Annotated in this window: 12 protein-coding genes; 5 read left to right on the top strand and 7 right to left on the bottom strand. The window is 50.0% G+C overall.

The window, feature by feature from the left end:
- Positions 1-155: 155 nt before the first annotated feature.
- The 4 genes from yidC to rpmH form a co-directional block, all read right to left on the bottom strand.
- Positions 156-1,115 carry a membrane protein insertase YidC gene (yidC, locus tag NXT00_RS07520; RefSeq protein ID WP_259079473.1) on the bottom strand — a complete coding sequence of 320 codons (960 nt, stop codon included), beginning with the start codon at positions 1,113-1,115 and terminating at the stop codon, positions 156-158.
- Positions 1,116-1,424: 309 nt separating this feature from the next.
- Positions 1,425-1,649: a membrane protein insertion efficiency factor YidD gene (gene yidD / locus NXT00_RS07515; RefSeq protein WP_259079462.1), complete on the bottom strand. Its 225-nt coding sequence runs from the start codon at positions 1,647-1,649 to the stop codon at positions 1,425-1,427.
- 5 nt (positions 1,650-1,654) lie between these two features.
- Complete coding sequence (rnpA, locus tag NXT00_RS07510) at positions 1,655-2,065, bottom strand: ribonuclease P protein component (protein WP_259158597.1); 411 nt, start codon at positions 2,063-2,065, stop codon at positions 1,655-1,657.
- Positions 2,066-2,099: 34 nt separating this feature from the next.
- A complete protein-coding gene (rpmH, locus tag NXT00_RS07505; protein ID WP_083987655.1) occupies positions 2,100-2,243 on the bottom strand; it encodes a 50S ribosomal protein L34 in 144 nt (47 codons plus the stop codon).
- Positions 2,244-3,339: 1,096 nt separating this feature from the next.
- Here rpmH and dnaA point away from each other — a divergent pair.
- The 5 genes from dnaA (at position 3,340) to gyrB (ending at position 10,837) form a co-directional block, all read left to right on the top strand.
- Positions 3,340-4,977, top strand: coding sequence for a chromosomal replication initiator protein DnaA (gene dnaA / locus NXT00_RS07500; RefSeq protein WP_259158595.1), 1,638 nt, complete (start codon positions 3,340-3,342; stop codon positions 4,975-4,977).
- 688 nt (positions 4,978-5,665) lie between these two features.
- Positions 5,666-6,853 carry a DNA polymerase III subunit beta gene (gene dnaN / locus NXT00_RS07495; protein ID WP_259158594.1) on the top strand — a complete coding sequence of 396 codons (1,188 nt, stop codon included), beginning with the start codon at positions 5,666-5,668 and terminating at the stop codon, positions 6,851-6,853.
- A gap of 35 nt (positions 6,854-6,888) precedes the next feature.
- The gene (gene recF, locus NXT00_RS07490; protein WP_259158593.1) at positions 6,889-8,103 is read left to right on the top strand and encodes a DNA replication/repair protein RecF; all 1,215 of its coding nucleotides are present in this window, start codon (positions 6,889-6,891) and stop codon (positions 8,101-8,103) included.
- On the top strand, positions 8,103-8,672 hold the full coding sequence (locus NXT00_RS07485; protein ID WP_259079422.1) for a DciA family protein: 570 nt from the start codon (positions 8,103-8,105) through the stop codon (positions 8,670-8,672). Before recF ends, NXT00_RS07485 begins: the two co-directional genes overlap by 1 nt.
- A gap of 128 nt (positions 8,673-8,800) precedes the next feature.
- On the top strand, positions 8,801-10,837 hold the full coding sequence (gene gyrB / locus NXT00_RS07480) for a DNA topoisomerase (ATP-hydrolyzing) subunit B (protein ID WP_259158592.1): 2,037 nt from the start codon (positions 8,801-8,803) through the stop codon (positions 10,835-10,837).
- Positions 10,838-11,299: 462 nt separating this feature from the next.
- On the opposite strand, the gene NXT00_RS07475 is transcribed toward gyrB, so the two are convergent.
- The 3 genes from NXT00_RS07475 to NXT00_RS07465 form a co-directional block, all read right to left on the bottom strand.
- On the bottom strand, positions 11,300-12,316 hold the full coding sequence (locus tag NXT00_RS07475; RefSeq protein ID WP_259158591.1) for a hypothetical protein: 1,017 nt from the start codon (positions 12,314-12,316) through the stop codon (positions 11,300-11,302).
- Positions 12,317-12,470: 154 nt separating this feature from the next.
- On the bottom strand, positions 12,471-12,911 hold the full coding sequence (locus tag NXT00_RS07470) for a DUF6918 family protein (protein ID WP_259158590.1): 441 nt from the start codon (positions 12,909-12,911) through the stop codon (positions 12,471-12,473).
- Between the two features lie 901 nt (positions 12,912-13,812).
- A complete protein-coding gene (locus NXT00_RS07465; RefSeq protein WP_259158588.1) occupies positions 13,813-15,384 on the bottom strand; it encodes a hypothetical protein in 1,572 nt (523 codons plus the stop codon).
- Positions 15,385-15,386 lie beyond the last annotated feature (2 nt).

The raw sequence follows: 15,386 nt of genomic DNA, 5'->3' as shown, positions 1-15,386 counted from the left end.
AGTCTAATTGGTTATCCACGACGTAGGTCTCTCCTTGAGCTGGGGGATCGTAGCATTTTTTCACCTTACACGTTTACGAGCTAAACAATCTTCTTGCGAAAGTACAAGACCGCTGTGAACGGTATGTGTTCACAGCGGCCTCCAATGAAAAGCGATTATTTCTTGCCCTTACGCTTCTTCTGATTCGTCGGCTTCTGGCCTGGGCGAGGAGCGGTGGCGCGCTTGGCTTCTTGCTTTGCGGCAATCTCTGCATCCTCTTCGGCGTCTATCTTGGCAAAAACATAGCGCTGCTGGAAGAAGGTCCAAATATTATTCGACACCATGTAGAACAAGAGACCTATATGCCACACCACACCGGTAGCTAAGATAGTCAGGGGGAAGACCCACAACATCATGCGGTTCATCATATCCATCTGAGCTTGCATTTGGTTATTGCCTGAAGGCTTTTGCCGCCCCGAAGCAAGACGGGCTTTTTGTCGATCAATGCTCATACGCGCATTCATATGAATTGCGAAAGCAATAATCACAATCAACGGTGCCGCTACCAAAATAATATTGGTCCTGGTGAAGTCGACCGGCTGGAAGGCCTTATACATCTCCTGGGGCATGGAGATATACGCAGATAACGGAACCCCAAAAAGCCTCGCGTCGAGGAAAGACTGAACATCGCTGGCAGAGAAGATATAGTTCGGCGTTTGGCGGTTGGCCTCGAAGGACAAACCTACTTGTCCCACCCCTGAACCAGTGCGGTTAAAGGAGCGCAGGACGTGGAAGAGGCCAATAAATACCGGCATCTGTACCAAAATAGGCAAGCAACCCGCGATGGGATTAACACCCATCTCCTTCTGCATCTTGCGGGTTTCTTCCATCATTTTCTGCTGGTCGTTTTTATATTTAGTTCTAATTTCCTGCATGCGCGGTTGCATCTCTTGCATCTTGCGCATGGATCGCATTTGTTTCAGCGTCGGACGCACCAGAAGCATACGAATGGTGAAGGTGAGCAGCACGATCGCCAGCACCCACGACAGGCCGGAATCGGGGTTTAGCACAAAGCTGAGGGCCTTATGCCAAAACCAGAGGATGGCCGAAATTGGCCAATAGATGAAGTTGAGCACGGTGAGTCAAGACTCCTCAAGGTGTTGGTCATATAAGAACATGGTGAGGACCAGCCCCGCTTTAGAGAAAAAGCAGGACCTGCCCGTGGTCTCCGCGTTGCCACACGCGTGAGTTTTTTGGTTATCCCTCGGGATTCTACCGCGAAACAAGCCCAATGCCGAACGAGGAGATAAATAAATCTCTTCCCGAGCGCAGAATTAAGCAGGACATTTCCTTAAGCATTGTGCCTGCAGGGTTAGGCTTATCGTGTGGTTCTTGCAGGGTTAGGCTTATAGCGTTGGGCTGCACACTGCAATACTCCGGCCTCATTAGGGCACAGGGTCGTATCCACCAGGATGCCAGGGACCACATTTCGCTAGTCTAATCAAGCTCATCACAAGCGCCCTGGCGGGAGGGTAGTGCTGAAAACTCCCGAGCGCATAAGCGCTGCAGCTAGGCTCAAATCGGCAGCTCGATCCACCCTTCAGCGGCGAAAGATAGCGCTGGTAGAAGCGAATAGCACCAAGAGCACCGGCGCGAAGAAACGAAACCATATGCTCTAGTTTAGCTGTGCGCCAGTAGAGGGATATATCTGTCCTAATTTTGACAATGCCTTGATAATATCGCGCTCGAGGCTGTGATAATCAGCGGTCGCAGAGGCTGGGAGGGCTCGGATAACGACTGCAGATCCGCGGGGGAGCGTAGGCATGATGGGTCGGAGAATATGACGTAGTTTGCGGCTGACGGCATGTCGAGTCACTGCATTGCCCACGGCTTTAGAGACGATGAGCCCGGCAACGGGACAGGCTAAGGATAACAAAGAAGTCGCTCGGGTATCAGCGTCATCCATATCTGAAATACTGGGTTGGTGATAATACACCAAAACGGTGCGCCCACCTGCACGTTTACCTTTCCGAATAGTGTGACGAAACTGCTCAGAAGAGGTTATTTTATGCTGCTGTGGAAGCACCGTTCGAATGTTACGCTATGCGCTTATATAAAAATTAAGCGGTCAGCTTTGCGCGTCCCTTGCGACGACGTGCGGCCACAATTGCGCGGCCGGCACGAGTACGCATACGGATACGGAAGCCGTGCTTCTTAGCGCGACGACGGTTGTTCGGCTGGAACGTCCGCTTGCCCTTGGTCACGGTGATACTCCTCAATACGTTAACGCAGGAAAAACTTTTCATAAGGGGGCAGGATTTTATAAGCCTATACGGACATCGCTATGAGCCCAGACTGCAGTGACACAGCCCCTCTTTTTGAAAAGTTCATCCCAAAAAGTTGGATGATGGTTATTTAAGAAGCAGTCATTCCCCAAAGATATTCGCGGACGAATATTCGGAGAATTATGAGCATTCTGCTGACAACCAGCAGGTGTTCGCTTCTTAAGCACAAGGCCATCTAGACAAGGTTCTGGCTAGAAAGCGTTGTGTTAGACCAACTAAGGGTACGTGAATCGCGGGGATGAAACCAAATCGACACGCGGGTACCCCCTTAATACCCTCGGAATATCAAAGTTGTAATTAACCTTGGACTTTTATGCCACCAAAGGGTTTATCCACAGGTTGATTCATTATCTTCCATCCGCCATGGCGCCACGGTACCCAATAAATTAAGACGCAGCTGAGGAAATATATTGGATAGTGAAAGTACGAGTTAGACACCTCGGCTTGGAAGCGGTAACAATAGTATCCAGCGAATGCAATCCCACACCCTGTTATCCCCAGGACTGTGGATAACTTTAAACTTAAGGTTTATAGTTTCCACAAATTCCGAGGTTTATCGAGGTCACGGCGATTTCTTTCACCAAGAAAGTTATCAACACCCACGCATCTAGGTTGTGGATAACTTTTCGGGGAGATGACCCCGAGGTTTATCCACAGCTGTGGATAAACCTGTGGAAGACGTGGTCATGGGCTAGATAAATCTCAACGGTGATTGTGGATGGGGCTGTAGATGACAACCGTGTCATTGGGGAAATCTTCTCTGACGCGTCTGAAGTTTCCAGCCCTTTGTTGCAAGGGATAATTGTGACAACAACTCAATAGCCGGGTACTCGTGCCCGACTAGTGAGCAGGCGGCAACTGGTACCGGGAGAAAATCTCGTGTCCCTTTAATAGCGCCACACCCATAGCCAAGGGGGCATCACCTTTGCTTGTGCCTGACTGAAATTCGTGATTTTAGTCTTGACGTCAAGGGCGAAGAACTGCTGCCTATCGAACACTGTAAGGACCTATAACCGTGACTGCCCATGCAGCGAATACAGAGGATAATGAGGAAACTTGGCATGCCATCATTGATGAGCTCACCAGTGGTGACTCTGACAGTGCACTCCATGTGGGACGGCGCGAGCGCGCTTATCTTGAATTATCGCGCATAGTTCTCATTCATAACGGTTTTACTCTCATTGCCACCTCCTCAGAGGGTGCTAAGACCTATATTGAGAAATATCTCGTATCCCCGATTCGCGAGATTATCGAACGCCGTACCGGCTTTTTGACCACTATAGGAGTGGTCGTCGACGAGAGCACCGCAACCCCCCAGCGCATATCCGAGGCTCCCCAAGCAGTGGTTGACCAAACTTCTCCTCGAGCTCAACCTGCTTATCAGCTTAGCTCCGAAGAAAAACCAGAGCACTCAACCCCCACTGCTGTAAGCGCCGCAGTTCAAGCCCCCCGCAAAGCAGAACGCGATGCGATTATCGGGCAGCAAACCATGCTCATGGGAGGTGACAACCTCGCTCCACTCGACGCGACCTCTGCTCGCCCCCGCTCGGAATCATCAGCCACGGATCACAACGCTGGCCTGCTCAATCGAGATTCTTCCACCCCGCGTATTGATGAGGCCTCAAATCTTAATGAGCGCTATACCTTTGACAATTATGTGGTCTCCGATTCCAATAAATTGCCAACCTCTGCAGCTATCGCCGTCGCCGAGAAGCCAGCACGAGCATATAATCCACTGTTTGTGTGGGGAGATTCCGGACTCGGGAAAACCCATCTCATGCACGCTATTGGAAATTATGCCAGGCAGCTCCATCCCGCGTTGAAGGTACGCTATGTCTCTAGCGAAGAATTCACCAATGATTATATTAACTCGGTGCGTGATGATCGCCAGGAATCTTTTAAAAGACGCTACCGCAGCTACGACATCTTAATGGTCGATGATATCCAGTTTTTGCAGGGTAAAGAAGGTACCCAGGAGGAGTTCTTCCACACCTTCAATGCGCTCCAGCAAAGTGGCAAGCAAATCGTTCTGAGCTCTGACCGGCCACCGAAGCAGCTCACTACCTTGGAAGATCGCTTGCGCACCCGATTCCAGGCCGGGCTTATTGCCGATATTTATCCACCCGATCTAGAAACGCGTATTGCGATTTTAGAAAAGAAGGCACAAGCTGAGGGTGTTCAGGCAAGTCGTGACGTACTCGAGCTTATTGCTTCGCGCTTTACCTCCTCTATTCGCGAATTGGAGGGAGCCTTTATTCGTGTTGCTGCTTTTGCCTCTCTAACGAGCAGCGGCATTGATATCCATAATGCTGAGGCGGCCTTGTGCAACCTGCTACCCGACGAGCAAAACGTACAGATTACCGCGCAGCATATCCAGGCGGCGGCTGCCGAATACTTTAACTTCGAGATCAGTGAACTACTCTCGGCTAAGAAATCCCGGCCTCTCGCGCATGCGCGGCAGCTAGCGATGTATCTGTGCCGCGAATTTACTGAGCTTTCCTTGCCACAAATTGGCCAGCAGTTCGGCGGTCGCGATCACAGCACCGTGGTCTATGCGGAGAAGAAGATCCGACAGGAGATCACCCAGAAGCGCCAAACCTATGATGAGATCGAAAAATTAACAGCGCTGATTAAAAAGAAGGCGCAGGGTTAAATATTCCAGATATCAAGCCCTCCGGGTCCACAGCAACAGTGTGGACCTGGAGGGCCTTTTTATCTCCGACTAAGGATCAATGCGATTTCAGTACGTTATCCACAGAGTCCACAGAGTTATCCACACCCGTGTAATTACATTGCTGTAATTAGGTGAACCTCATCACTATTCACCAAGAAAAGCCCAGGACAACAATCTGGGGATAACTCCTGCAATTCTGTGGACTACCACGGCGTTATATGTGAGTAGATTTGTGGACAACCGTCAGGCCTAAAGTTATCAACATTGAAGGTGACTTATCAACAGGTTATTAACACCCCTGCGCACAGGGAAGAATTACTCACTGAGCTGGCTAAAGGACCCCTTATCCACAGTTTCGCCAGGACTTACTGTAGTTACCACTTTTATTACTAGTAATTTATTAAGAGAAAAAAGAGCTGGGGATAACAAGAATGTACTGAGTTCAGCGACCGCCAACCGAATAACAAAAATTCTTTGTACGAACCTCAAGGGCAGGTAGGTTTGTTAGAGTGAAACCATCAACCATCGGCGTGAGTAATCACAGTGATGTGGTTTAGGATGTGGTTTAACATTATGCTCAGCCAAGCTCGACACGTGCTGACGAGCTGCAGCAAATGACAAACGGCCGACTAAATACTTTTCCAACCAAGGGAGCATCAGGGAGCACATGGACGACAATGTAGTGTCATTCGAAGTTGAAAAAAATGACTTGTCCAGCGCGGTCTCATGGGTAGCGCGTAATCTACCTTCACGCCCCACCCAACCAGTGCTTCGAGCCATGCTAATTACTGCCGACGACGAAGGCCTTGAAGTTGCCGGTTTCGACTACGAGGTATCTACTAAAGTTCGCATTCCAGCCCAGGTTGTGGATAAGGGGCGCATTGCTGTCGCAGGAAAACTCTTAGCGGATATCATCTCCATGTTGCCCACCAAGCCGGTGAACATTTATGTTAAAGGCTCAACGGTGCAATTAGAGTGCGGTTCTTCACGCTTTGAATTACCACTTATCCCCCTCGATGATTATCCCACCTTGCCTACCCTGCCACAGGCTACGGGGGCTATTGATCCCAGATTATTTGTTGATGCCGTAACCCAAGTAGCCGTAGCTGCAGGTCGCGATGACACCCTTCCCATGCTCACTGGAGTTGATATGGAGATCAGCGGTGAAGAAGTGACGCTCACCGCAACAGACCGATTTAGACTCGCCCTGCGTCGCTTTCAGTGGGCTCCGCAAAGTCCAGAAGCAACGGCTAAATTGCTGATTCCTGCGAAAAACTTGCAAGAAAATGCTCGCACCTTGGACTCTAACTCTTCCGAGCCGGTGGAAATCGCAGTTGGTACTGGTGATGCCATTGGAGCCGAAGGTCTTTTTGGTATTCACGTCGATAACCGCCAAACCACCACACGCCTCCTCGATGCAGTTTTTCCCAATGTGGGACCACTTCTGCCTAAGGAACACCGCTCGATGGCCAGTGTGAATATCTCAGACTTACAGGATGCTATCCGCCGTGTCTCTTTGGTTGCCGAACGTAGCGCCCAGATCCGGATGCAATTTAGCCGCGGTGAACTGATTCTTTCCGCCGGTGGAACGGATTCCGGACATGCGGAAGAATCATTGCCCTGCTCCTATAGCTCGGACGAAGAGCTCATTATTGCCTTTAATCCTGCATATCTGCGCGATGGCCTCAGTGTTATCCGCTCCGCACGGGTAGTCTTTGGATTCACCGAATCTTCACGTCCGGCGATCTTGATTCCAGAGCCGGAGAATATGCCTGAGGCCAACGAAGAGGGAATGTTCCCCACCCCTGAAACTGATTTCACCTATCTCTTGATGCCCGTACGGTTACCAGGCTAGATCTGGCACAGTCTGCCTAAGAGATCGAGGTTAATGTGTATATTCGGGAACTTTCTCTGCGTGATTATCGCTCATGGCCTGAGTTGTCGATCAGTCTTCATCCTGGAATTACACTATTTACCGGCCACAATGGCTTCGGCAAAACAAATATTGTGGAAGCCATTGGATATGCAGCTAGGTTGAGTTCCCATCGTGTCCCTAAGGATGCTCCGCTGGTGCGCCACGGGGCTCACAATGCCAGGATTTCGGCTACTGCGGTCAACGATGGCCGGGAATTAACTGTGCATTTACTCATCAACTCCAGCGGCAGCAACCGAGCACATCTCAACCGAACCCAGCTCAAAGCCCCACGGGAGGTATTGGGAGTTGTTCGCACCGTCCTTTTTTGTCCAGAGGATCTCGCGCTCGTTCGGGGAGAACCCCAAGAACGCCGGAATTATTTGGACAATATACTCAAAGCGCTGCGGCCCCGGCTATACGCCGTCAAAATGGACTACGAGAAGGTACTCAAACAACGTACTACCTTATTAAAAACCGCTGGCGCTCACCTTCGTCGCGGCTACGGGCACGATCAAGGCACCCTAGATACCCTCGATATTTGGGATAACCAGTTAGCACGTTTAGGAGCTGAATTAATAGCTGCTCGCCTGGATTTAGTTTCAGAGCTCAACCCACTAGTTGAACAATCATATGCCACCATTGCCCCCCAATCTCGACCTGCGCATATTCACTATCGCTCCAGCGTGCCAGGAATAGCTGAAACTGAGACCGATCCGGAACTAATTGAAGCTGCAATGCTCGTAGAACTCGCGGCAAAGCGCCACAAAGAAATCGATCGGGGTCTTAGTCTCGTCGGACCCCACCGCGACGATTTGGACCTTCTCCTTGGTGATGCCCCTACCAAGGGTTTTGCCAGTCACGGGGAAACGTGGTCAATGGTATTGTCCCTGCGTCTGGCAGAATTCCAATTACTTCGGGCCTCTGGTACCGACCCCATTTTGATTTTGGATGATGTGTTTTCCGAATTAGATCTGGCACGCCGCACCAGGTTGGTGGCCCTGACCGAATCGGTTGAGCAAGTCTTTATTACTGCAGCAGCCTTTGAAGATCTCCCTGAGAATCTTCTTGAAGCGATCACGCAGCGCTTTGAAGTCGGAGTCAAAGACACCGAATCTGGTCGTGTCTCCCAGCTAAAATATGCAGCGGAATCTGAGGCGGATGCCCAGGTCATCTCAGCGGAGACACCGTAATGGCTGCTGAGCGCGACGACGATAAACCTACTGATGATTGTGTGCAGATGGCCTTTCTCAAAATGCGGGAAATGGCTCAGAAACGCTCAGCACACCTTCCCGATTTGCACGCCGCCCCGCAGCGTCCCCAACCTCGATCCCAGAATACTGCGGTGAATATGCGGCGCCGTGGACGCCCGACAGGTCGCGATGGGAGGGCGATCTCCTATGGCTCGTATAGCTTGGAGAGCCTCGGCACTATTCTTAACAAGGAAATTAGCAAGCGTGGCTGGCAGCCTGGTATGGCCAAGGGCTGGATTATGGGCAACTGGGATTTGCTCGTCGGCGATCAAGTGGCTCACCATACCCGGGTAGAAATGCTTAAGGACACCACATTGTTTATTAGTTGTGATTCCACAGCATGGACGACTAATTTGCGCCTGATGCAAAAAGAGATTCTGAAAGCTATCGCCCACAAAGTTGGTCCAGATATTGTGACCGAGTTGAAAATATTTGGACCTAAGACCCCTAGTTGGCGCCATGGCCCGCTGCATGTCAAAGGTCGTGGTCCTCGCGACACCTACGGATAATTTTTATGGGGCGTGAAAATCGGCTCATATAGGTGGCATAGACCTAAGCGTAGTAGTACCACGTAGGGCTCTAGGCAGTGTAGAATAAAGCAGTCTAACTGTACATAATTGAAGGAGTGCTAGTTCACGTGGCAACCGCTGAACATGGGTACGACGCCTCATCCATCACCATCCTTGAGGGTCTTGAGGCAGTGCGCAAGCGACCGGGAATGTATATCGGCTCGACCAATGAGCGCGGTCTGCATCACTTGGTATGGGAAGTCGTTGATAACTCAGTCGATGAGGCAATGGCTGGCTATGCCGACAAGGTCGATGTGACAATTCTTGCCGACGGTGGAATCGAGGTCGTTGATAACGGTCGCGGTATCCCCGTGGAGATGCACCCCTCTGGAGCCCCCACCGTCCAGGTGGTCATGACCCAGCTGCACGCTGGCGGCAAATTCGATTCGGAATCCTACGCGGTCTCCGGTGGCCTCCATGGTGTGGGTATCTCCGTGGTCAATGCCCTCTCGACTCGCGTTGAAGCCGATATTAAGCGCGATGGGAAGCATTGGTATCAGAACTTCAACCAGGCTATTCCAGAAGATCTCATCGAGGGCACTAATGCTCGTGGGACGGGGACGAAAGTTCGCTTTTGGCCAGATCCTGAGATATTTGAAACAACGCAGTTCGACTTTGAGGTCATTTCTCGTCGGTTGCAGGAGATGGCTTTCCTCAATAAAGGCCTGACCATCACACTTACCGATAAGCGGGCGAGTGTTGAGGAGATCGAGCTCGACGAAATTGCCGAGGCAGAAGGCAATCTCTCCCTTGATGAGATCGATCAGGCAGCGGATGAAACCACCCCTGATACCACTGCTGTGAAGAAAAAGGAAAAGCGAAAGGTCTTTCACTATCCGAATGGTTTGGAAGACTACGTGGCCCACCTTAATCGGTCGAAAACAGCTGTGCATCCATCCATTGTGGGCTTCGAAGCCAAGGGCGATGATCATGAGATTGAAATAGCCATGCAGTGGAACTCGGGCTATTCCCAATCGGTGCACACTTTTGCCAATACCATTAACACCATCGAAGGCGGCACCCACGAGGAAGGCTTCCGTGCGGCGCTCACATCTTTGATGAATAAATACGCCCGCGAACATAAGCTCCTAAAAGAAAAGGAAGCTAATCTTACCGGCGATGATTGCCGCGAAGGCTTAGCAGCAGTGATCTCCGTTCGGGTAGGCGACCCCCAGTTTGAGGGTCAGACAAAGACCAAATTGGGCAACTCCGAGGTACGCTCATTTGTCCAGAAGGCAGTATACGAGCATGTATCCGACTGGCTAGATGCTAATCCGGCAGAAGCCAAGGTTATCATCAACAAGGCTGTCTCCTCGGCTCATGCTCGACTTGCTGCCCGTAAAGCACGTGAAATGGTGCGCCGGAAGTCTGCCACTGATCTAGGCGGCTTGCCCGGTAAGCTCGCCGATTGCCGCTCCAAAGACCCGAGTAAGACCGAGCTCTATATTGTCGAGGGCGACTCTGCTGGTGGTTCCACTAAGGGCGGACGTGACTCGATGTATCAGGCGATCTTGCCGCTGCGTGGCAAGATCCTCAATGTGGAAAAAGCACGCTTAGATAAGGTGCTCAAAAACAACGAGGTGCAGGCTATTATTACTGCACTTGGGACTGGTATCCACGACGAATTCGATATCTCGAAATTGCGTTATCACAAGATCGTGCTCATGGCGGATGCTGATGTGGACGGTCAGCATATTGCGACCTTGCTGCTAACCTTGCTCTTCCGCTTTATGCCGCAGTTGATTTCCGAGGGACACGTCTACTTGGCTCAGCCACCTTTGTATAAGTTGAAGTGGGGCAAGGGCGAACCTGGATTTGCGTATTCGGATGCCGAGCGCGATAAATTGCTCGCTGAAGGTCTAGCTGCTGGGCGCAAGATTAATAAGGATGACGGCATCCAGCGCTATAAGGGTCTTGGTGAGATGAACCCGAGCGAGTTGTGGGAGACGACCCTTGACCCTTCGGTGCGCATTCTGCGCCGCGTGGATATGGAAGATGCACAGCGCGCAGATGAGCTCTTCTCCATTTTGATGGGTGATGATGTTGCGGCGCGCCGTTCCTTTATTACAAGAAATGCTAAGGACGTTCGCTTCCTCGACGTCTAATCTAAATCCCCGTTGCCACGGTTATAGCTGGGACAACGGGGATTTTTATTGGCTATGATGGGCACGCATTCTCTAAAGTATAAAAAGAGAAGAGCAAGACGTCTGAGGCTGACACATTGTGGGCTTGAGGTTTATTTAAGGAGACTGATTAAGAAGATCGGGCCACCACAGCGTCGGTTGTAACAGCCAGAAAAATATCGCGCTCTCGAAGGTGCAGGGTGTTTTGTTGCTTCGAACAGAAATAAACAGATCGTAGCCGTAGAGCCCATGATCCCAGCATGATTGTATGCTTATTGGTTGCTTGAGTAGCGAATATTTTGCACTTAGTAGTCCCTAAGAATTTATACCTTAAAAAGATAAAAGGAGCGGTGCAGTCACAACGTCACTGCACCGCTCCTTTAATGCCGGAATAGCTCTTGGTGAGGATTCCAGTCGGCGCTACTTGCTCCGATGAGGGAGTGGTTATAGGCGGAAGTCCATGGCAAATTTCGCCAGGGCACCGATCAAACCAATGACGGCTACGATGACGCCAACAATGATTCCAACAGTATTATTCTCGCCGCCAAAATCAGCCGCGCTTCCAGAATTCGGATCATTATCTGGTTTTTTATCTGGTTGGGTATTGTTATTTCCTGGAACTTCAGGTTTCTTGCTTGGCCGAGGAGGATTCTGTGGCTTCGGTGCTGGGGTTTCCTTTGGCGTAGACCCACCTATAATACCGGTGGCTGATTCTCCCTTTTCTTTGGTGCGATAGATCCATTCGGTGCGTTCACCAGCGGGAATACGATCGGGCTTGGTTGCGGGAGAGCTGGAGATCGCTGCATAGCTAGGAGAAATCTTATTCTTAAGTCCGTGTACATGGACGCGGGCGAAACCGTAGGTAGAGTGCTCGGGGTTGAGCATATGCATGAGATGCCCGCTGTCTCCGGAAAATGTGCCACCTGTTTTCTTGAGTGCATCGAGCTCTTTCTCGCCCCATGCTTTCAGAATGGTTTCACGCAGGGTTGGTTGACCCAGAGCCAAACTCTCAAGTTGAGGCTTATGACCGTCTCGGGTGGCGGTTCGGTATGAGGAGCCGTCGATACGTGTGTGAGCAAATTTGTATCCAGCTTCTCCAGCTCGTTGAACAGCTATCCAGGTGAGATTTTCATCTGATTTTACATTGGTGTACTGCGCCTTGGAGGTGATTCCATAATGACGAGCAACATCCTGGAGGCGAGTCCCCTCCGGGAATTTGTCGAGGTAGTAGTGGCGGTAGATGGGGTTGAGATCCCACATCTTACTGCGCAGTTCTTTCAGAGCAGCAATGCCTTCGGTACGCCCAAGCGAGGGGTCAAAGGTGGCCGACATAGCAACGAATTCGCTGGTTTCGGCATTCATCTCCACATTAGTTGTGGGAGCAACTGCGGCCTGTGCGATGTGAGCTGGGAGTAGCATGCTCGCACTTAGAGTGAGCGCGATAAGGGTTTTATTTTTCACAGAGAAGGCTCCTAAAAAATCCAAGAATAAGAAGATGCTTAATCAAGCAAGTATGAATATCTTAACGGATTTAATTAATGACAGAACCTTGTTGAGAAAAACTAAAAAGGATGCCAGCTGATTTACTGCAATAAGCAGGTTGTTTCTTAGAAAATCATGGTCGCATATACTTCTCTATGATATCCCCCAGAAGAGGGAGACGGGGGCTAATCATATGTGCCAGATGCGATCGATAGTGACGGTAATATCTGTTTAATGGTGATTTTCCGAACCGCTGTACCCATGTGTCAGTAGTGCTGAGAATATCGCTAATAACATTCTCAGCTTCAGCATTGAGGTACGTTCCGAAATCGGCCGTCGTAGATTTTTGGTAGAGATCCCAATATGGCTGCAAAGCAGAGAGAATAAAGGGAGCTAATAAATTCACAGTGCGTGACACGATAGACTCGTTGACCTTTTTTCCCGCTTTAACAGCAGCTTTGAGAGCTAGTGAACTCAGTCCGGAACTCTGTTGAATGGAATCCTCGATCAGAGTGCTGAGATCTGCTACGAAAGATTCGCGGTGAGTTTTCAGCATGTTTTTTAGGGTGCTCATAATGTGAATCAGCCTTTCCCGAGCGGGTGTAGAGAAGAACTTTATACCAATAGGCGATAAAAAAGCGTTCGCAATGTGTGATATGACCAGCTTCAGGGATATACCAACTATTGCGAACGCTTATAAACCACAGTTGTAATTCTTCCGCCACAGACTCTACGTGGGTGTCTGCCTTTTATTCCACATCCCGATAAAAGATATAGAAGATCCAGCAATAAGGAGCGATCAGGACACCTCAGTAGTTAACTGCAATCACAACAGTCACAATTATTACAGATTTGTGGGTACTCCCGCAAAGAAAATACCTAAAAAATCTCGCACGGGCACGAATTCCCCTCCCAAGTCTCAATCTCGTTGCCGAGCTGGCCATCACGAAAACAAAAAGCACCGTCAACACACCGCATAGGAACCTGCGCAGCGTATGAGGAAACTTTCGACGGTTTATTTAAGATGCACGATGCGAAAAAACTCTTTTCCGAGGTCGGGGAGTTTTCTTGAAGATCGCTGTTTGCATCTATACCCCGGAGTTGAGCCTAGATAGAAGCCGCATCGGTACGGAGTCTTTGGGAAAAACAGTGTATTTGCCCTGGTATTGAAAAAAATATCGGCAAAAAGTAGCAGTGGCTCGGTACTATGCTGATAACGGATCTAACCCTGTTCGGGGGGAGAGGTAGTCTGAGGTCACACCTGATCTTTGGACGCGCACCCTCCGGTGCATGGGTTCAGATGATGTACGGAGTAAGGATGGACTCCTAGTTATTCCCGCAAACTCGAGGGTGTCGCGTGCTTCCCTAAGGCATAAGTGGTGCCATAGATAGCCGATTCTCTAGATATCCCTATATGTTCTCTCAAGGCGCTCTCATAGAGGGGGAGAGGCTATTTTTATTTAGACAAGTTTCATTTAGGCAAGAAGATCTCTCCGGATATAGCACCTGATCCCAATGATTGAGCAGACAAGCCCACCAAGAATGAGGACACCTACCCCCAGAGCGTGATCAACCATATGTGGTGCCCAGGAGTAGAGAGAGAATTTAATGATCGTCTTAGAGTGGGGAAAAAACTCTGCAAAGAAGCTGAGAAGCGCAGATAAAGCAACGGGGAGATAGGCCAGACCAACAAATCGGGGCGCTAGGCCCATGAGCAGAAAAGAAAACCCGAAAGCGAAAAATGTAGCGGGATAGAGATCAATTACTTTAAAGAAGAGAGGATAAAACTGATCAGCCTGTACCTCTGGACTCATAATCGCAGCTAAAGCAGCGAGGAGACCACTGATCATCGCGATACCCGCGGTCATAAGAGCAACGAGGAGCCAAGTTCTTAGAAGAATCTCCCATCTTGTTCGTCCGGTACTAAGAAGGAGGCTTAAAGTTCCTGATATCTCGGCCCTGTACAGGCTCTGGCTTAGCACAATAGCCATAATGGAGAGCACGACGGCATGAAGTAGGGCCAATGACTGGGCAGCGCCTGCGATGACGGAGCTACCAAACCCCAATTGTTCAAAGATCGTCGCCGCTTCTGGGGTAGTTGTGAAAATCTTGGACATCTCTCCCACAAGGGCAAAGAACGCGATGCTGAATATAATGATTCCACCGCTGAAGAAGGAAAGAGCGACGCGGTTATGAGAAATCCACAATCTACTAAGCCCATATCCAGAGCGGCTCTTACGTGCATGTGAAATTACACGAACCTGGGAGCCAAGATCGCGTTTGATGAAGAAAGTGGCACCTATCACGGTTAAGCAGCTCAGAGCCATATATAAGGCAGGGAAAAATTCTTCACCGTCGAAAGGCTTAAGTAAATCCCGCCAACCCAAAGGACTTAGCGCTCGAAGCCAGTTGATAGTGTAAAGATCAGCGAATACCCGCACCATGAAGCTAAATCCTATAAGGGTGAGGGACAGAGCCTTCGTCAGCCTTTCAGATCCAGTGACCTGCCCGATAAGAATGGCCATAAGGCCAAAAATAGAGGTGCAAAAAAAGAGCGCCAGCCCATAAGATAGGGAACCTATTAGTGAAGCCCCTGTGGGTACAAGGCTCAGGCCTGAACCGAAAGCGAAGATTCCAGTGATAATAACGAGACTAAGAATCGAAGAGCCAAGAAGGGTACCTCTTGTCATTCCTTGGCTCAGTAGAATTTCGGCCCGGCCATTCTCTTCGTGACCAATGGAAGTATAGGTAGCTAAAAGAACGGCCATAATGGCGCCTAAGACCATAACAGTCATTCCGGTTTTCCATGCGGTGAGGGAATAGATATCGAGAATAGTGGGCAGGGGGCCATAAAAGGCAATTACTCCAGCTGAGGAAGCTGAGGCAGCACCGATAGAAGCCAGATCATCAGGATTAGGGATGGAATTCTCGGTGGCTATGGGTGAGATATATGTCAGGAGAATAAGGGGAATGAGCCATGAGGCAAGAAAGATCTTCTTGGAGCGCAGATCCTGTCCTACCAGGTGAATAAGAGAACTCAACATCATGA

It is taken from the genome of Corynebacterium sp. ES2715-CONJ3 (assembly GCF_024814365.1).
Classification (GTDB): Bacteria; Actinomycetota; Actinomycetes; order Mycobacteriales; family Mycobacteriaceae; genus Corynebacterium.
This window is presented reverse-complemented; position numbering and strand designations above follow the sequence as displayed.